The sequence below is a fragment of the Aquimarina sp. I32.4 genome (assembly GCF_002924285.1).
GTDB lineage: Bacteria > Bacteroidota > Bacteroidia > Flavobacteriales > Flavobacteriaceae > Aquimarina.
The window spans coordinates 19,865-38,501 of record NZ_PGUB01000007.1; the positions used below are offsets into that span (position 1 = coordinate 19,865).

An 18,637-nucleotide genomic window follows, 5' to 3' on the forward strand; every position below is an offset into this window, starting at 1 on the left:
ATCAAGCATCTTTTAAAAATGACACAAAACATAGAACATTAAAGTTAAAAATGATTACAATAAGCTTTTATAATAGTCAAAAATAATACTTTTGGTAAAAATAAAAACACAAAAGATATGAATTTGACTCATTTTTTTGAAGAACTTTGGAAACAATACACATTAAAAACTCCTGCCGCACAAAAAATAAAAGATCTTTTTGAAGCAGAAGGAAATACGGTTTTTAATGACCATATTGCAATTCGTACTTTTAATGATCCTAGAGTACATATAGATGTCTTGGCAACTCCTTTTATTACTATGGGATATGAACCAAAAGGAGAATATTACTTTGAAAAGAAGAAGTTATATGCCAAACATTTTGAGCATAAAAGTAACCCTGATGCACCCAAAATTTTTATAAGTGAATTGATTCTAGAAGAGTTCTCTGTAGAGCTACAAAATCTTGTACGTACAATTTTAGATCAAGTAGATGATCATACGCTACAACAAAAAAACCTTATTCTGAAAGGTAGAGTTTGGCAAATACCATCTCTCGAAAACTATAATACCTTACTTGCTGAATCAGAATATGCTGCGTGGATGTATGTAAACGGTTTTTGTTCTAATCACTTTACTGTAGATGTAAATAAATTAAAAACATTCGATAATCTGTCTCAAGTAAACGAATTTCTAAAAGAAAACGGATTCAACATGAACACTTCAGGAGGAGAAATAAAAGGTTCCTCATCTCTACTTTTGGAACAATCAAGTATATTGGCAGATATTGTTACTGTTGAATTTAAAGAAACTGTTAAAAAAATAACTTCTTGTTACTATGAGTTTTCATATCGTTATCAAAATAGTGAAGGAGTCATTTTTAATGGTTTTATTGCTGATTCTGCAGATAAAATTTTTGAAAGTACGGATATGCAGTTACAAGAAAAACAATAGAATTATTAACAAAAATTTAAGATTTCTCCTTTCAGAATAATTGATTTATGACGTTATAGGTCGAGAATAGAATATTACTATTTTACGATTATGATCAAGTATTTATTTTTTTTATTCATTTTTCTATCTATAAGTACTCATACAGTACTATCGCAAGAAATCTCAGAGCATTCTATTGGACTACGCCTTAGTAACGGTGATGGTTTCTGGGCAGAGGCTTCTTATCAAAATGCCCTAAGTACAAACACACGTGTAGAATTAGGGCTTGCGCTACAAGGAAAAAGTACTTATAAAGCGATAAAATTAACAGGAATACACCAATGGCTTTTTACAATAGACAATGGCCTAAACTGGTATACTGGACCTGGTATTGGTGGAGGAGCTCTGGATTATGATACACGTATTGATGGCAGAGATGATAAAAAAACATTTGGTTTTATTACGGGAAATATTGGTATAGAATACAATTTTGATTTCCCTTTATTAATTTCATTCGATTTCAGACCAGAAATATATTTTGACAGTTATTCTAATAACGATATTAGTTTTAATTTTGGACTCAGTGCCAGATATCAATTTAACTAAGCTATTTACTCCTAATCAGAAAAACTTCAGAAACATAAATTATTTTCATATCATTCATAATAATCAATTAAAACTTAAAAAATCTTTAAGATCATGAAGAAACTTTTTTTTATACTATTAATCGTTATTTCGGCTTCTCAGCTCTATTCACAAAATAGACCAAAAAATGCAATAGGAATCAGGTTATCTGAGGGGTTTATTGGTGATGAAGGGTTTGGACCCGAAATTACTTATCAACGACAAATTATAAGTGAACACAATCGATTTGATGCTAATTTAAGTTACAAATCGAATTCTTTTATCTCTACATATCGTAGTGGTGTATTTTTTCATTGGACATATAATATTTGGGATAACCTAAATTGGTTTGCTGGACCTGGCGTTGGTTTTGGAGTTGTTGATTTTAAGACTCGTTATTTTGGAATAACCGTTGCAGAAGTAGATAGAGATAGTGAAATTTTTCCTTTTATAGGAGGTGATTTTGGTGTTGATTACCAATTTGATTTCCCTTTACAAGTAGCATTCAGTATTCGCCCTACCTTTGATTTTCATAATATAGATCGTTATAACGGCTATGGTGATGTAGATAATGTAGGTGCCAGCGTTGGAATATCTGCACGATACACTTTTTAAGATATTTAATTTATATAAAAGCCCTGTTTAGTTTAAAAACTAAACAGGGCTTTATTTTTTATTTTCTCCTAGTTACACCAATTCTTTGCTTCATAAAACAGGAATAATACATATTCAAGCTGTATATCCTATCTCTGCACTTATAAGTTTTATTGCAAGACACTTACAGTATTATTTTTTGTTTTTACATAAAATTCTTCTTTTAATCGAATAAATCATATGTTTTATCGATCAAATATACAAATCAAAGATTTAACGTCTAACCACGTATTTATATCTATTTGTAATTCAATGAATAAAATGCTAAATTTACCCGTACTCACCTACTCAACAAAACAAAAAAATAAAAACATTAAAAACTAACCCTATATGGCTTTACAAACTAGCACTACAATCTACATAGCCGACAAACGACTAGACTCTTACCAAAATTTAAGGCTTATTCAAGAAATAGATGCTCATCATGACCTCGAATTGGTGTGTCGTACTGATGCAGTCGAAAAACTCTCTGAAGAACTCATAGGTGATAGTAAAGATTATCTTGGTAGCATCATTACCATACAAATTAGTGCTAATTTAGGTTTACCCAATTATAGAGAGTTAGAGTTTAAAGGAATAATCACAGAGATAAAAGCCACTAGAGGTTTTGAGGAAGTACAAGGAGACTTAGTAACCCTTATTGCAAAAAGTACCAGTATACTCGCAGATAATATAAATCACTATACTTCATATACTAATCTAGGATTATCAGATATTTTACAACAAACCTTTCAAGGTTATGATACTGGTAAGCTTGGAACTGAATTTGAACCTACATCTAGTGATTCAATTCATTATTCAGTGCAACACAACGAAAGTGATTTTGCCTACGCTAGTAGATTAGCTGCTTATCATAACGAATGGTTTTATTATAATGGCAAAAAATTAGTATTTGGCACCCCTTCTACAGATGAAACCGAACTTATTTATGGTGTAGATGTCAAAAAATTCGGAATTCATTTACAAACCATACCAAATAATGCTACTTATTTCACCAATGACTATCTTATTAATAGTACACATCAAAAAAGTAGTACAGAAGTAGCTATTCCTCAAGAAGGATATCATGGCTTTATAGATAATAAATCTAAAGAAACATATACTAAACAACGACAAATACATCATTCTTTATATAATGATAATACAACCAAGTCAAAACTAGATACGCAAATTGAGCAATACACAAAAGCTCGTGCCATACAACAAATAATTTCTAAAGGTAGTAGTGACAATCCTGGGGTGAATCTTGGTGAAGTTATTAAAATCAACGGGTACGGTAGTTACCGTGTAATCAAAATAATTCATACCAATACAGAAAATGGCGTTTATAAAAACGAATTTGAAGCGGTAGATGCCAATTTTGATGCCTACCCAAAAATGGATATAACTAGATTCCCTAAGAGTGAAGTACAAATAGCCACCGTAGTAGATAATTCTGACCCAGAAGGGTTAGGAAGAATTAAGGTACAATTTGCTTGGCAAAAACCATTAGGAGAATCTACACCATGGTTACGAATGATGACACCACATGCTGGTAAGGATAAAGGGTTTCATTTTTTACCCGAGAAAAATGAAGAAGTTGTTATCAATTTTGAATCAGGTAATGCAGAACGTCCTTTTATAGCAGGAACATTATATAATGGGGCTGCCAAACCTGATAGCTGGCAAACAAATGCAAACGATATCAAAGCGATACGTTCGCGATCAGGACACACTATAGAATTAAATGACACCAAAAACGGTGAAAGTATCACAATCACAGATAAAAAAGGAAATAACCTTGTCATAGATACTGCTGGAGAAACTATTACAATTAATGCATTAAAAAATATAAACATTACTGCTGGTGAAAACATACAGATTAATGCAGGAAAAAACATTGATATAAGCGCTGGAGGAAACATAAGTAAAAGTGCAGGAGAAGATGTATCTATTGTTGCTAATAAAGATATGACACTAAATGCCTCTGGGAATATGACAGAAATATCTGATAATCGCAACGATATTATTGATGAAGATTACAGTAGGCAATCAGGCACTTCTGATGAATATGCTAATGAAATTTCTTTATTTAGTGCAGAAGAAAACCTCACCATGCAAAGCTCTAAAACAGTGAACATTAATAGTGCAGAAAAAAGTAAATTGTTTTAGATATGGCGATTACACGACAAGCGAAAAATTATAAAATAGAAGTTAAAGATCAATACAAATGTATTGTTGGTAAAAAGATTTATAAAAACGCCAATAAAATAATTATAGATGCTCTTAATGGGGATATGAATTTAAGTAGCAATAAAAAAGTAATCAACAATGGCGGAGCCTAAAATTAAATTCGGACATCCCGAAAATAATTCTAGAGAAAGTATACCTTCTGATTGTACTACATCCCAAAGAGTTAGACTACAAAATGAAGTAAACAAAAACTGTAAAGGTCAAATTTCAAGATGTCTAATTAGTGATCAATGCATGGTTCTCAGTGATAAAATGAAAAGAATCAACAAATGCATCCAATCAAGAACAACTATAAATGAAACATGTTTTAAAGGTGGTGATATTGGTCATATTCAAGCAGTAATACAAGCTATAAACTCTTTAATTAGGTGTCAAACTATTTTTGCAACAAATTGTAGCAAGCCAGTAAATGCCCCAGAACCAATTGACTTACCAGAACAAATGGTTCCGATTTCTAATGAAGATTTTATGGAGAAAATGACGGAAATTACTGGATTAACTGGTACTGCGTTGATTATATATTTAATAATTTCTGAAGGAACTAGGTTATTTCCTCCCAGAAACCTTATTCCAATCCCGTAATTTATTAATATGAAAAAAATAGATTTAATTATAAAAATTGAAGAAGCATTTAATCAGCAAAAATACCCTGGTGATGAAAAATTAGTATACGATAATAGTGGAAAACATCTGGAATGTATAGAGGTTAAAGAGCTTTTCAAAAATAAAAAATGGCAAGAGTTACCTAATAATTTTTTATTTGAAGCATCAACATCTTTAAATTTTTTTTCAAAAGAAGCTTTCAAATATTACTTACCGTCATTTATGATTTTTTCTCTAAAAGAATATGTAGAAGCAGATGGCATACCAGATATTTTAGTAAACCTACTAACACTTCCTTCTGAAACAGACATAGTTTTGCTTGCAAATGCAATAAAAAAGCATAAAATTGATATGGCTATGAATAATTTGGACTTCAATAAAATTTTACAAAACAATTTAAAAAACACAGATCAATTGATTCATCAATTTTTTGAAAAGGTAAATTTATTTACTAAAGAACAAAATGAAGCAATATTACAGTTTTTACAATTTATTGATAAAAACCATTCTGATGATTTTTTTAATAATGAACCACAAACTGCTATTAATAGATATTGGTTTATTTACAATTAAATAATTAGAGATAAACATCTTTCTAGTCAATTAATTTAAGTATATAATAATTATGAATAAACCAACCTATAACACTCTATATTACATACAACTACAGTAATAAATGATTGCATATCTAAAAGATTAGTAAAACTATTTTGAAGACAATTTACAGAACATATAAAATAAAAAATAGAGATACATTGGCGTCAATTGCTAAAGATAATGATGTTGATGTAAATGAATTGATACAATATCACAATAAACGCTCTGAAATATATGAACACATACAAGATAGATTACCTAGTTTTTTACAAGAAATAGTTTTACCCCCAAAAGGATATAGTCTTATTAATGGTAAAGAAGTATGGTTAAATAAAGAAGTCCCAGAACCAGACACTTTAAAAAAGTCTTTCTATGGTGGTCTACGTTTAGAGTTCCCAGAAAATGATTTGAATTATGGTGTCTTAAAAACCATTAAATCAGGAAAAAAAGAAAATACCATAAAATATAAATTAAGCCTTCGTTTTTATCCAGAAAATGAAGCACTTGACCACAATTTTATATCCATAGACCTTGTTTCTAAAATTTTCATCAATGACGAAGAACCAAATTTAATTGCAGATGAATTAGCAGTAGCTTGTACAGAGGTACTATATCCATTAGTCGTAAAAACAGATAACAATCTCAACCTATTAGATATTGTAAATCATCAAGATATTGTAAAGAGATGGAAAAAACAAAAAAGAAAAAAACTAAGTTATTATCAAGGTTCAGTTGCCGAAAAATACTTTCATCTCTTTGAGCAAACTTTATTTACTAAAGATCTGTTCTTTGAACACTTACAAAATGATTGGTTTTTTAAAGCATATTTCAATAAAATTTATACTGGGTATAATGATAAATTAGAAGTAGACAATAAAATAGAATTTCCAATTTTACCAAACACAAAAAATATACAATACACAGTTAGCAAAAAGGGAAGTATATTTATTAAAGATAACCGTATTAAAATAGAAATCGATGGTAAATGCACAGACCCAAGAAATAAAATAGAGTTAGAAAAAAAAGCCTACTTCCCTACTTCTATAGATAGAAATCATACTCCTGTAAAAGGAAAATACAGAGCTCTTTATTTTTTAAACTCAAAAGATCATAGAATACAATCTATATATTTATCTTGTGATTTAGATATGTCTAAAACAAAATCAGGAACCATTACTATCTCAGAGCTAGACAATGATTCTCAAATACAACACAAACGCCATCCTAAATCTATAAAGTTTCAAGAAGAAAATAACACCGATAAAAAGAAAAAAACATTTTGGAAATCATTGTTTTCATAAAAACCAAATAATTATGAGTGAAAAACACGTTGTAGTACAAGGAGCCACCTGTGAATGTCAGCATGGATTCATGCCAGATATGTTAAAAGTTAGTTCTCATCAATATGAATATGCTAATGATAAAGACGGAAGTCAAAAACTAATTGCAACAACCTTAGAAATAGGACAACCTTTTCAAGCAAACACGTTTGGTCAATGTAAGTTACAACCTATGGGTAGTAGCTACAAACCATGCCAACCCATGATTACTGAATGGACAGGTTTTTATGAAGATACACTCTTAAAAAATGGAGGAAATATCATTGTAGAAGATAGCAAAGCTACTTGTGCTATTTTTGGGGCTCCCTGTGTAAAAATTACTAACCATGGGCAAATTGCAGAACCCAGTCAGCAAAACATGGAAAATGCAGACGAAGACACTCAAGCACAATTAAATCCAATGGTTAATACAAATGATTTAAAAACCAAAGAATATAAAGGAGAAGGCATTATTGTTTCGGCTAAATAACAAATTATGGCAAGAGGAGTTAAAAAAATTAAAATGATTAGTACAGCCCACTATGCTTATAGTGGAGGAACAGCAACCGTAAAACCAGATCAAGAATTAACATTTGTTGTAAATGAATGGCTACCAGCCTCTACAGAGGAAGACAAAAAAAATGATGTTTTCTGGTTACTCCAAACAAATGATAGAAAGACCATTTTACATAGAGTCAAAGGAAAAGAGTTTCAAGCTACATTCAATAAAAAACTGTGTGGTTCTTATTCTTATTATTTAGAAGCAAGTCTATCAGGAAATCGGGATTTTAAAAATTCAGCAGGTATTTATATCAATGGGTATACAAAACCAATTATCAAAAAAAGTGAATGGCGATCAGAACCCAAAGGTAGTGATATAAGAAAAGTCCCAATAGCTTATGGTGATGTTGTATATCTATGGCTAGAGACAGAAGGGCTTAGTGGTGATTATATTTCTATAGAAGTGTACAACAACAGATCTTATTTTTTTGATGACACCTTGGTTGTCCAAAAAAAGAGAATCAAAGTCAAAGAAGGAGAAGCATTGTACAAAATTGGTGACACAAATTTATGGATGGCCAAAGTAAAAAACAGAAATGATAATGAAGAATTTTTTATTAAAGTCAAAACTTCTAACGGAAAATATGTAATAGATAATAATGGAGATGCCATTCATGCTCGTTTTTTAAGAGTAAAAGATAAAATGTCTAGCAACCTTGTTAAGCCATCAGAAAATATAACTCCAACCAAAATATTTAAAGCCGAAGTAAACGCAGAAAGATTTGAACCTTGTAAATTTAATAAGTTAACACTAACCATACCAGAAGTTAAAAAAGGGAAACTTGTAAATTCACCTATTCCAGTATTTGATAACGGAAAAGGTTTAAAAGGAGTCAAAAACACTGATGAAAAAATCAATAGAAGTGTCCATTTTCAATTCAACGATTATAGTATTGCTCCAGATGCTCAAAAAATTCTAAATAATATTTTAGGTTTTCTTCTTGAGCATATAGGAACAACAATTAATATGAGTGGATATGCTTGTGTTATCGGTAAAGAAGGCTATAATCAAAAATTATCTCAAAAAAGAGGAGATGCAGTTAAAGATTTTTTTGTACAAGGTGGATTAGATGGAGCTCGGATTAATAGTACAGGAAAAGGAGAATATAACATCAAAAGTGCCGATGATTATAAAAAACGAAATGAAGAAGTATATATTGATGCCAGAAGAGTTGATATATCTTTTAAATTCGCCAATCATAGCGCTAATGCCATTGTGATAGAAACTATTGCACCAAGTAGCCCCAAAGATACTATATTAGATATAGAAGGTTTCGAAGTCAAAGATTGTTATAGAAATCAGAACAAACATGCAAATAAAATTATTATAAATTCGCCTGACGCAGAAGTTTATAGTGGTTCTGGAACTTCTGCTGTTTTCCCTATTCAATCTACTCTTACTAAATATCATCCTGCTCCTTTACAATATATTTGGCCAAAATATAATATAGTAGAAGGTATTATGGGCAAAAGAGGCGATTCTGCAGCTGTATATAATATTCATTTACATAGTTGTAGGTATTACTCTAATAAGAAATACCCTGCTGTAAAATTAAAAGTATATCCAGATATAAAATGGACATTAAAATTCTTCCTAAACTTAACTAATGATTTAGGTGTCACATGGAAAGATCAGCCAGCATCAAAACATAAAGAATTACAAAAAAAAGCAGGAAAAATAGGAGCAGAAAACAGATGGAAACAAAAAGACGCTTCCTTTGGGTTTAGCCTAAAAAGTGAATGGGACACCAATAATTCTGGAACATATAATAGAAATGAAGAGCTAAAATTAGAATATGAAGCTAAATTCAAAAAATTATACGACCTCTTCTCCTCTATAGGCTCCATGTCTCAAGGAATTACAAAAAAGACTGGAGGTCAAATTAGAAATATCGGTTTTAAGGGAGTTCCTATGAAATTCGAAATAAAACCACCAAACCTTAATATACAAGGAATTTGGAATTTAGAAAAGGTAAATGAAAAATTAGGCACTAAAGTAGACATCTCTTTTAATGCTGAGCCATTGATTGGTTTAGAAATGACCGTAGATTTATTATGCCTAGCAGTAGGAGCTGTTGCTGGTGCTTTTACCGGAGGAACAGCATCACAGCCTGCTATGAGGCTTTATGGAGAACTAAAAGGTATTATGAATACTGGGGTTGATGTAGGAACAGATGATTTTGGTTTTAAAGCTAGCGCTGATGTTTATATAGACTTAGTAATATCTAGTACTATAAAGACCAGTGTTGGGTTTAATTTTAATACAGCTGGTAGCGTTAAAAAAGAAGATAAAGCTAAACTAGAAGTAACAAATACTTTAAAAATTGAATTAAAAGCAGGAATGTGGGTCAAGGCAGAAGCTAATTTAGTTATTGTAAAAGTTGAAGGCTATTTTGAAATGAGCGCCAAAGGTTCTGCTGCTGTAACTTTTGGTCATGGAGTCAACTATAATGATCAAGGATTATATTACACCCCAAAACTAGGATTTGATGGAATCACTGCAGAATATGTAGTTAAAGGAAAAGTTGGACTTTCTTCTAAAAAGAAAATCTTATGGGGAGGTACACCTAGCACTGATAATGAAGATATTATTTCACAAGGAAAAGCCGTTATTGTAGAACCTTTTGATGTTATCAAAAGTTTAGAAGAAACCTTTAAATTTAAAGCACAAATCCCTCTTATTAAAAACACTTAAAAATGAAAATTAAAATCGAATACTTTACATATTTTATAATGATCATACTTTTTAGTTCATGCCAATCTCAATCCAGAATAGACTTATCTGAATTAACACTATCAGAAGATTTTCTTACATTGGTACCAAAAGCAGAAAGAGCTCTTTTTTATAGTGATAAAATAGATCCTGCGACAGGAACTCCTTCATTCACAACAAATGAGGTTCAAAAGTATAGTTATAAAAATATAAAATTCGAACGACCCGAAATAGGAACGAGTCGAGTTGTTTTTTACACATATAAAGCTCTTGAAAAAGGAGGAGATAATCAGATTTCTGGACTTCATTTCAACATAGAAGGAAAAAATGAAGAACTATTTACTCTATTAAAAAAACAATATGGAGACCCAGAAGAGCTACATCCAGTACCTACAATACCCAAAGAAAGTGTATTATATGGACACAACAGCTTTGTATGGAAAGAAGATAAAACTTCAATTATTTTAGATTTCTATTATTCTAGTTTAAATGATCAACAACGTATAGAAACAGCTGTTTATATCATAAAAAATGATGCGAAAGATTTAACATTTCCTGAACGCACATCAGCAGAAAGACTAGTCAATACGCATACAAAAAAATAAATACATACATATCATGAGTATATTACCATATTATATGATCGATTTTAGTGCATCTGCCTGTATGTTTGAAATCAGAATAAATGATTATCCAGTGATTACGCAAAATATAGAAGGGCAAGTAGCTACATTGATTCCTATTAATTATGCAGTATTAGAAAATGGAGAACAAACCATTTCTGCTACAATGTTACCCAATACAGGAGAAATTGAATTACATCCTAAAGCTAATTTAAGGTTTAAAGTAATGTTATTTGATGTTACTAATGATTTTAAATTTCAAAACCAGTTTGATGAATATCAATCCAAACCTATCGGAGATCAAAAATTACCAATCATCAAAAAAAATGGAGTTTTTGAAGCAGAAATTCCTTATAAATTAAAAGCTTGGCAAAACGGAACTGATTTAAATGATGTTAAGGATGTTAAACAAAAATTACTTGATGCATACCACAACCTCTTGAGTATTATCAAGAACGGTAAATATGAAATGTTTCAAGAAAAAATTGTAAATAGAGAATTGAATATGGCAACCTCGATGTATCTATCCAACAAAGATGCACAAGCTAGAATCTCTGAATTAATTTCTGATTTCGAATCAGGTTTTCAAGTAATGCCCATAATAGAAGAAAGTGCTCTATTATTTATTTATTCCAACGGAAAGACTGCTGCACTTAAAAAACCAAATGGAGAATCTGCCTTATATTTATTAAATAGAAAGACAAAAGAAGAATTAATGATAGATGTAACTTTTTATATACCTGAAGGGAAGTCTAATTTTGAAATTATTTGATCTCACTTATTATGATCTAAAACCCCTTCTATGTTTAAACAAACCTCCTTTATATCAATAATTTCTTCTAATTCATATAAATTAGAAGAAATTCAAAAAGAACAGGTGTAATTACTCAAAAAAGTAGAACCATATGACAAAGATTAAATTTGGAAACTATGAAGCCAGTAAGGACAAAACATTAGAGAGTAAAAGTATTATTGTCAATGTTTTTTTTGATGGAACCTTAAACAACCGAAACAATACGAGATCTCGTGTTGCCAGTGAGAATCGTGGAAAAGGATTACCCTATAACCCAAATGATAATCCCGATAATTTTATCGCAGATTCAGGGGGAGATACTAGTTTTTATAACGATGAATCCAATGTTTCTCGATTAGAAGAATATGTAGTTACAGATCAGCAAGAAATATTCTCTATATATACAGAAGGTATTGGTACAGAAGATTACCAAGAAGATGAAAGTATTGGGATGGGATATGGTTCTAGTGACCCAAATGATGATGATATCGATACTGGAGTGCTAGGAAAAGTAAGAGTAGGATGCCAAAATATATTAGAAAAAGTAGAGCAAGTTCTAGAAAAAGTTGACTGTGCTTCTTTTACTTTCAATGTATATGGATTTAGTAGAGGTGCCGCGGCAGCACGTAATTTTGTGCATGAAGTAGGAATAACCAATACCCGACCCGATGATAATAGACCACCAGAGAATCACCCACATGGGCATATAGGAGTATTATTTGCAGGAATTGATATAGTCGTAGAAACTGTAAAAGTTAATTTTGTTGGCCTGTATGATACGGTATCTTCTTATCATTTGAATGATTCTTATACTTTTTACCCAGATACAGATCCAAATTTTGAAAATGATGTACCAGAATTAAATCTAAATAGTTTAGGTAGTACCAATTATACACTACATCTCACAGCTGCAGATGAACAACGTATTAATTTCTCCTTAACAGACATTAGTAGTGCTAGAAAAGGAAAAACTCTTAATTTACCAGGGGTACACTCTGATATTGGTGGTGGATATGTAGATGGCATGAACGAAAATGGGCTTATTCTATATGATTTTGCTCATACATCCCCTGACCCCATTCGTAGAGAACAACAGCGTTATATAGATGAAGGCTGGTATCTAGATGGTGAAATTATCATAGATGAAACTGGTATAGATGAATTATTAGGTAACAGAACTAATCTATCCAATACATACAGCCACATACCCCTATACTACATGATGAACTACTCCAAAAATGAAGGAAAAGTAGAATTTCAAGACTCTGATTTAAAAGATGATTTCCCTCTTAATGATTTTTTAAACAAGGTAAAAACTCGTCTGGATAAGTTTATTGATAATGGTGATGTTTTTGAATTATTACGGGATAAAGGAAATATTACAGAACATCATCCTAACTATCAAAAATTTGTAGCTGATGATGTGATGTTACGAGAATTACGAAATCAATACTTGCATATTTCTCATAATTATAAAAATCTAAATGTAGGAGTACCTACAACTGTAGAACCAATGGCGCCAAGAGAAGGAGGTCGACAGATTATTTCTGGATAACTATAGCTAATAAAGTAAAAAATCTATGAAATATCTCTATAAAGTACTTATAGGAATCATTTTTATACTAACACTTATAGGGTGTAAAAATAAAATAAACAAAATGGCAATACATCAAGATATAAAAACCTATAAATGGGATGTAGAAGGGGGTGCTCCAAAAAATTATCCAGGTGTTTTTTATTATGCCAATCTTATTTATGATGGAGGGAGTAAATATGTACCTGCTGGAGCAGCAGGATATCAGAATGGCTGGGGATGGGGTGGCAGATCTCATACACAAGGTAACAAACCAACACCTCTTCCCCATCGATTACAAGCTGTATGGGTATCAACTGTAGAAAAGCAAGCATATTTAGGCGATTTTGAGCTGGATACAGAAAAAATTGAAAAAATATTTGAAAAAGGAAATATTAGAATGAGAAATGGTAAAATATCTCACAATTTTTCTTTTAAAGTAAGTATTGCCCCTGGGGGGATAATCGCTGTATGGATAGAAGGAATAAGAGAACAGATAGAAATAGGCTATTTTAAAGGGCAAAAAACAGATAAAATCACATACAAAGATTTAGCACCTCAAGGTATAGATCAATCACTAGAACAGTATTGCGAGCGGTTTATAAAAAGAATACCTGTTGATATTCAACAACAATTAATTAAAACAGGGCCACCATTTGGATTATGGGATAAGTATCGAAAAAAATACAAATGGAATACTGCTCCTCTAGAAGAAAAAAAATTAACAAGTCTGGATTATCATTATTTTAATGGGGAGAAAGCATTTCTAAAATTTAAAGAATATGATTTTAATACCCTTAAAGAATATGCCCTACCCTATGAAGGGATTATTGATTGGGAAACGACAGAAGGAAAAAGATATGAGGGTACTATTCATTTTAATGAAGAGAGCATTTTTAAGGTATTTGAGGAGGTATACCAGAAAAAAGAAGATACTGCCGCCATTTTCTATGATGTAAATACATCTAATGATAAAACATCAATCAAAGCTTTTCTACAGAATGAATCTATAAAAAAAGAAATACAAATCGATAGTATAAATGTAGGTAAATATCCTGATTAGCATAGCAATAACTTGATAAACAATCAATGATATACCCCTGCTATAGCAACAATATATCAAAATAGTGTAGAAAATTCCAATTTCCCTAAACGCACATCAGTTAAAAGATTGATGCAAACACATACAAAAAAGTAAAACATTAATTCTCTTACCCTAATCTCTATGTATAAAATTGGTCTTATTCTATTTATTACAACTACACTCCTCTATGTTTCATCAAGTAATGCACAAGAAAAAACATATGAATTAAACGAATTATGTAGTGGTCTAGGCATGAACACAATGCTCAATCAAATCATAAAATATCATAAGCAGGAAAAAAAGGATGCTGAAAATATACTAGAATATTACGAAGTACAAGATACCCATTTTACTTTTTTAGATACTCCTATAGCAAACATTAAAGTTCTTGTAAAAAATAAAATGGTTCAAAACATTATATTTACATTCGAACAAAAAGAGCTAAACGCACCAGAATTATCCTATACAACGAATTCTTCTAATAAAGACACACCACAAGATAGTCTTATAAATCACAGAAAAGAATTGTTTTTAGAGTTCTTAGATCAACATACTCCTATAACTCAAAAAATTAAAAAGTATCTTACTAATACCTACCAATTTATTTCAGAAGAACCTTTATGCCAATTTGATTGTATGGACATATGGAAATCTAAGTATGCAGAAATCTATATTGAAAAAAATAACTATATGGAAGACCACCCTACTGACCTATCAAAAACTACAGTATATATAGACCAAACTCTTATGATTAAATCAACACTTACCAACTAAAAAGTTCCCAATATATACTCAATTATCACCTCATATCTTGTTATTAATTAGATCATAAAAACGATAGTAAAATCACTATATTATTGCTAAAGCACTTTCGTATGTTTTTATATAAAGTGGTATAATATTACTCACATCAAATTTCATAGCCTCTCTATATGCATTTTCTTTAAACATCTCTAATGTAGCATCATCTTTTAGTATTTTTATTGCATTATGCGACATTTCTTTCACATTACCTACATTACTAAGATATCCAGAAACACCTTGACTATTTACTTCTGGGATTCCTCCCGCATTACTTGATATTACAGAAACCTTATTTACCATAGCCTCTAGTGCAGCCAGTCCAAAACTTTCTCGTTCTGATGGTAATAAAAATAAATCAGAAAAACATAAAATCTTATCGACCTCATTACTATTCCCAAAGAAAATCACTTTATCTTTTATTCCTAGCTCTTTACATCTCTGCTCCGCAGGTTCACGCTCTGGCCCCTCTCCTACCATCAATAACTTGGCAGGCATCTTCTTTTGAATATTATAAAATATATCTACCACATCACTAATTCTTTTTACAGATCTAAAATTACTGATGTGTGTTACTATACGTTCCTCAGGAGTAGCCATTAATTCTCGTTGGCAATCTGTAAAGCTTGTCTTTTTTTGAGCTATATCTATAAAATTGGGTACTACCTCTATCTCTTTTTCTATATCAAATAAACGCAAGGTATCCTCTTTAAGACTTTGTGAGACAGAAGTTACTATATCACTTTTATTAATACTAAACGTAACTGCAGGTTTATAAAAAGGATGGTTTCCTACCAAAGTAATATCAGTACCATGCAATGTAGTAACCATAGGTACATGAATTCCCTCTTCTGCCAACATTTTTTTCGCCATATATCCTGCATACGCATGAGGTATCGCATAATGTACATGCAACACATCAATTTTATATTTTTTGATCGTATCAACCAATTTGCTAGATAAAGCCAATTCATATGGTTGATAATGAAAAAGAGGGTATTCAGGTACATTCACTTCATGAAAATGAATGTTAGGATTCAAAAGATTCAACCGAACGGGTTGTTTATAAGTAATAAAATGAACTTCGTGGTTTAATTTTGCCAAAGATATTCCCAATTCTGTGGCCACTACTCCACTACCTCCAAAAGTTGGATAGCAGACAATTGCAATTTTCATAAATATAGTTTTCTTGTGCTACAAGGTACAAGAAAATTAGTATTGGATATTGTTAAAGGAATTTTAAAAAAAGCAGATCATAAGCCGGATTCTGTTCTCTAACTAAATCAGAGCCCCTATCATTTATCTAGCCCTAATATTACTATTAGGATCAAACCGCCTACCCTCCAACATTGGGCGCACAACCCTCAAAAGCTGGTTTACATGGCGTTGCACCGCATAGAGTTTACCTGGTTTCACTACAGCATTACCTGTACATACTTTCTGCTGCACTTGTCCTCGTTTTACAACGGACGGGCGTTACCCGCTATACTGTGCTATGGTGTCCGGACTTTCCTCTTCTGCCCAAACAGAAGCGATAAGGTGATCTGCTTTCTGCAAAAGTATCATAATTCTAATCTTTTAGATTCTGAAATCAGAATTATTTTTTTCATGTTAATAACTAAAAATAAAAATCGAAGGCTACAATTCATTATTTGCCTGCAATTTTTAACTTTGTAGCCGATGGAACATTTTATAGTATCTGCACGTAAATATAGACCCCAAACATTTAAAGATGTTGTGGGACAACAGGCTATTACCAATACGTTGCTCAATGCTATAGAAAATAACCATTTGGCACAAGCATTGTTATTTACTGGTCCTAGAGGGGTAGGGAAAACTTCTTGCGCAAGAATTCTTGCCAAAACCATTAATCAGGAAGGGAATGAAGATCCCGATGAAGATTTTGCTTTTAATATTTTCGAACTTGATGCCGCTTCAAACAACTCGGTAGATGATATCAGAAGTTTGATCGATCAAGTGAGAATTCCTCCTCAAACAGGAAAATATAAAGTATATATTATAGATGAGGTACATATGTTATCTCAAGCAGCTTTTAATGCTTTTCTAAAAACATTAGAAGAACCCCCTAAACATGCTATTTTTATTCTGGCAACTACAGAAAAGCACAAAATTATACCTACAATTTTGTCTCGATGTCAGATATTTGATTTTAAACGTATCACTGTTACCGATGCAAAAAATCATCTTATGCAAGTTGCTACCCAAGAAGGTATAACTGCAGATGAAGATGCTTTACAAATTATTGCTCAAAAAGCTGATGGCGCTATGCGAGATGCTTTATCTATCTTTGATAGAGTCGTAAGTTTTAGTGGTACCAATCTAACACGGCAAGCAGTTACAGAAAATCTAAATGTACTAGATTATGAAACCTATTTCAAAACTACTGATCTAATACTACAGAATGATATTCCTCAATTATTATTAGAGTTTAATGATATCCTTGCACAAGGATTTGATGGACATCATTTTATTGCTGGTCTTGCATCTCATTTTAGAGATTTATTAGTTTGTAAAAATCAAGCAACTATTAATCTTCTCGAAGTAGGGCAACAAACAAAAACAAAATACTTAGAACAATCTCAAAAAGCTCCACATGAGTTTTTAATCAAAGGGATTGAACTTGCCAATGATTGCGACTTAAAGTATAAAACCAGTCGTAACCAAAGACTGCTCGTCGAATTATGCCTTATGCAACTTGCTTCTATCCTTACGGATGGAGAAAAAAAAAAAATAACCAACCTTATATAATTCCTCCTTCTTATTTTAAAGAAAAAGAAAGTAAATCAAAGCAAGCTTCTTCAGGAACAACAGAACATACTGTAGAAAAGCCAGAAACTAAACAAGAAGAAATTATACAGGAAACTAGTAACGACACAAAAGCTACAACAGCTTCATCAACAGAGTCAGAGACTACTACTATTAATACCACAGAGAAAAAACCATCTATAATTAATAGAGAACGTAGGACTTCTGGATTATCGTTGAGTAGTATTAAAAGAAAAAAAGAGCACCAAGTAAGTAAAGAAGAAAAAGTAGTTGATCCTACAAACCTACCAACTTCACCCTTTACAGAAGCAGAAATGCAAACAGCCTGGACTGAATATGGAAAAATGCAGGATAAAAAAGGGGAACGTATTATTGGTTCTATGTTTGCCATGAATATACCTACTCTTCAAGAAGGGTACATTTCATTAGAATTACCTAATCAGTCTATGAAGGTGGACCTAGAAGCTGCCCAGTCAGGACTATTACAATATCTATATAAAAAATTAGACAACTACAGTATTGAACTTAAAATCACTGTAAACGAAGAAGCTTCTAAAAAATACGCATTTACTCCACAAGATAAATACGACAAATTACGCGAGAAAAACCCGTTGATCGATAAATTACGTGCTGATTTTGATTTAGACATCTAATTGTTTGTATAAAATACTCACATCAATACATCATGGATACTTAGAAGTATATTAATAATATAATATCTTTGTAATCGATTTAAATAAATAATTATTCATCGCTAAAAA

16 protein-coding genes, 1 other RNA gene and 1 pseudogene are annotated in these 18,637 nt (G+C 31.4%); 16 read left to right on the top strand and 2 right to left on the bottom strand.

Features of this window, described 5'->3' with window-relative positions; all coding sequences use genetic code 11:
- Nucleotides 1–117: 117 nt before the first annotated feature.
- The 15 genes from CVD18_RS02555 (at nucleotide 118) to CVD18_RS02620 (ending at nucleotide 15,062) form a co-directional block, all read left to right on the top strand.
- Nucleotides 118–933 carry a DUF1338 domain-containing protein gene (locus CVD18_RS02555; protein ID WP_103863879.1) on the top strand — a complete coding sequence of 272 codons (816 nt, stop codon included), beginning with the start codon at nucleotides 118–120 and terminating at the stop codon, nucleotides 931–933.
- 90 nt (nucleotides 934–1,023) lie between these two features.
- Nucleotides 1,024–1,518 (top strand): hypothetical protein, encoded by a 495-nt coding sequence (locus CVD18_RS02560; protein ID WP_103863880.1) that lies wholly within the window; start codon nucleotides 1,024–1,026, stop codon nucleotides 1,516–1,518.
- A 93-nt stretch (nucleotides 1,519–1,611) separates the two neighbouring features.
- Nucleotides 1,612–2,151 (top strand): hypothetical protein, encoded by a 540-nt coding sequence (locus tag CVD18_RS02565; RefSeq protein ID WP_103863881.1) that lies wholly within the window; start codon nucleotides 1,612–1,614, stop codon nucleotides 2,149–2,151.
- Nucleotides 2,152–2,520: 369 nt separating this feature from the next.
- Nucleotides 2,521–4,341, top strand: coding sequence for a type VI secretion system Vgr family protein (locus CVD18_RS02570; protein ID WP_103863882.1), 1,821 nt, complete (start codon nucleotides 2,521–2,523; stop codon nucleotides 4,339–4,341).
- 2 nt (nucleotides 4,342–4,343) lie between these two features.
- Entirely contained in the window at nucleotides 4,344–4,514 is a 171-nt protein-coding gene (locus CVD18_RS22475; protein ID WP_158250377.1) for a hypothetical protein, read from the top strand.
- Nucleotides 4,501–5,004 (top strand): hypothetical protein, encoded by a 504-nt coding sequence (locus CVD18_RS02575; protein WP_103863883.1) that lies wholly within the window; start codon nucleotides 4,501–4,503, stop codon nucleotides 5,002–5,004. Before CVD18_RS22475 ends, CVD18_RS02575 begins: the two co-directional genes overlap by 14 nt.
- A 9-nt stretch (nucleotides 5,005–5,013) precedes the next feature.
- Entirely contained in the window at nucleotides 5,014–5,598 is a 585-nt protein-coding gene (locus CVD18_RS02580; RefSeq protein ID WP_103863884.1) for a DUF6714 family protein, read from the top strand.
- Between the two features lie 137 nt (nucleotides 5,599–5,735).
- Nucleotides 5,736–6,923 (top strand): LysM domain-containing protein, encoded by a 1,188-nt coding sequence (locus CVD18_RS02585; protein ID WP_103863885.1) that lies wholly within the window; start codon nucleotides 5,736–5,738, stop codon nucleotides 6,921–6,923.
- 13 nt (nucleotides 6,924–6,936) lie between these two features.
- Nucleotides 6,937–7,431 carry a DUF4280 domain-containing protein gene (locus tag CVD18_RS02590; RefSeq protein ID WP_103863886.1) on the top strand — a complete coding sequence of 165 codons (495 nt, stop codon included), beginning with the start codon at nucleotides 6,937–6,939 and terminating at the stop codon, nucleotides 7,429–7,431.
- 6 nt (nucleotides 7,432–7,437) lie between these two features.
- Nucleotides 7,438–10,197, top strand: a complete 2,760-nt coding sequence (locus CVD18_RS02595) for an OmpA family protein (protein WP_103863887.1) — start codon at nucleotides 7,438–7,440, stop codon at nucleotides 10,195–10,197.
- Nucleotides 10,198–10,199: 2 nt separating this feature from the next.
- Nucleotides 10,200–10,820, top strand: a complete 621-nt coding sequence (locus CVD18_RS02600) for a hypothetical protein (protein ID WP_103863888.1) — start codon at nucleotides 10,200–10,202, stop codon at nucleotides 10,818–10,820.
- A 13-nt stretch (nucleotides 10,821–10,833) separates the two neighbouring features.
- Nucleotides 10,834–11,610 (top strand): hypothetical protein, encoded by a 777-nt coding sequence (locus CVD18_RS02605; protein ID WP_146052687.1) that lies wholly within the window; start codon nucleotides 10,834–10,836, stop codon nucleotides 11,608–11,610.
- 133 nt (nucleotides 11,611–11,743) lie between these two features.
- Nucleotides 11,744–13,186, top strand: coding sequence for a phospholipase effector Tle1 domain-containing protein (locus tag CVD18_RS02610; protein ID WP_103863890.1), 1,443 nt, complete (start codon nucleotides 11,744–11,746; stop codon nucleotides 13,184–13,186).
- A 25-nt stretch (nucleotides 13,187–13,211) separates the two neighbouring features.
- On the top strand, nucleotides 13,212–14,267 hold the full coding sequence (locus tag CVD18_RS02615; protein ID WP_103863891.1) for a DUF2931 family protein: 1,056 nt from the start codon (nucleotides 13,212–13,214) through the stop codon (nucleotides 14,265–14,267).
- Between the two features lie 162 nt (nucleotides 14,268–14,429).
- Nucleotides 14,430–15,062 carry a hypothetical protein gene (locus CVD18_RS02620; protein ID WP_103863892.1) on the top strand — a complete coding sequence of 211 codons (633 nt, stop codon included), beginning with the start codon at nucleotides 14,430–14,432 and terminating at the stop codon, nucleotides 15,060–15,062.
- 75 nt (nucleotides 15,063–15,137) lie between these two features.
- Here CVD18_RS02620 and bshA read toward each other — a convergent pair whose 3' ends face one another.
- Nucleotides 15,138–16,265: an N-acetyl-alpha-D-glucosaminyl L-malate synthase BshA gene (bshA, locus tag CVD18_RS02625; protein ID WP_103863893.1), complete on the bottom strand. Its 1,128-nt coding sequence runs from the start codon at nucleotides 16,263–16,265 to the stop codon at nucleotides 15,138–15,140.
- Nucleotides 16,266–16,330: 65 nt separating this feature from the next.
- An RNA gene (gene rnpB, locus CVD18_RS02630) (RNase P RNA component class A) lies at nucleotides 16,331–16,640 on the bottom strand.
- Between the two features lie 129 nt (nucleotides 16,641–16,769).
- Between rnpB and CVD18_RS02635 the strand changes: the two are divergent.
- Nucleotides 16,770–18,529: pseudogene (locus CVD18_RS02635) on the top strand (DNA polymerase III subunit gamma/tau).
- Nucleotides 18,530–18,637 lie beyond the last annotated feature (108 nt).

Bases quoted from the DNA above. Each gene is read 5' to 3' on its own strand.
- CVD18_RS02620 (WP_103863892.1), top strand. From the start codon at position 14,430: ATGTATAAAATTGGTCTTATTCTATTTATTACAACTACACTCCTCTAT.
- CVD18_RS02580 (WP_103863884.1), top strand. From the start codon at position 5,014: ATGAAAAAAATAGATTTAATTATAAAAATTGAAGAAGCATTTAATCAG.
- CVD18_RS02560 (WP_103863880.1), top strand. From the start codon at position 1,024: ATGATCAAGTATTTATTTTTTTTATTCATTTTTCTATCTATAAGTACT.
- CVD18_RS02595 (WP_103863887.1), top strand. From the start codon at position 7,438: ATGGCAAGAGGAGTTAAAAAAATTAAAATGATTAGTACAGCCCACTAT.
- CVD18_RS02570 (WP_103863882.1), top strand. From the start codon at position 2,521: ATGGCTTTACAAACTAGCACTACAATCTACATAGCCGACAAACGACTA.
- CVD18_RS02600 (WP_103863888.1), top strand. From the start codon at position 10,200: ATGAAAATTAAAATCGAATACTTTACATATTTTATAATGATCATACTT.
- CVD18_RS02555 (WP_103863879.1), top strand. From the start codon at position 118: ATGAATTTGACTCATTTTTTTGAAGAACTTTGGAAACAATACACATTA.
- CVD18_RS22475 (WP_158250377.1), top strand. From the start codon at position 4,344: ATGGCGATTACACGACAAGCGAAAAATTATAAAATAGAAGTTAAAGAT.
- bshA (WP_103863893.1), bottom strand. From the start codon at position 16,265: ATGAAAATTGCAATTGTCTGCTATCCAACTTTTGGAGGTAGTGGAGTA.
- CVD18_RS02605 (WP_146052687.1), top strand. From the start codon at position 10,834: ATGAGTATATTACCATATTATATGATCGATTTTAGTGCATCTGCCTGT.
- CVD18_RS02575 (WP_103863883.1), top strand. From the start codon at position 4,501: ATGGCGGAGCCTAAAATTAAATTCGGACATCCCGAAAATAATTCTAGA.
- CVD18_RS02610 (WP_103863890.1), top strand. From the start codon at position 11,744: ATGACAAAGATTAAATTTGGAAACTATGAAGCCAGTAAGGACAAAACA.
- CVD18_RS02565 (WP_103863881.1), top strand. From the start codon at position 1,612: ATGAAGAAACTTTTTTTTATACTATTAATCGTTATTTCGGCTTCTCAG.
- CVD18_RS02615 (WP_103863891.1), top strand. From the start codon at position 13,212: ATGAAATATCTCTATAAAGTACTTATAGGAATCATTTTTATACTAACA.
- CVD18_RS02590 (WP_103863886.1), top strand. From the start codon at position 6,937: ATGAGTGAAAAACACGTTGTAGTACAAGGAGCCACCTGTGAATGTCAG.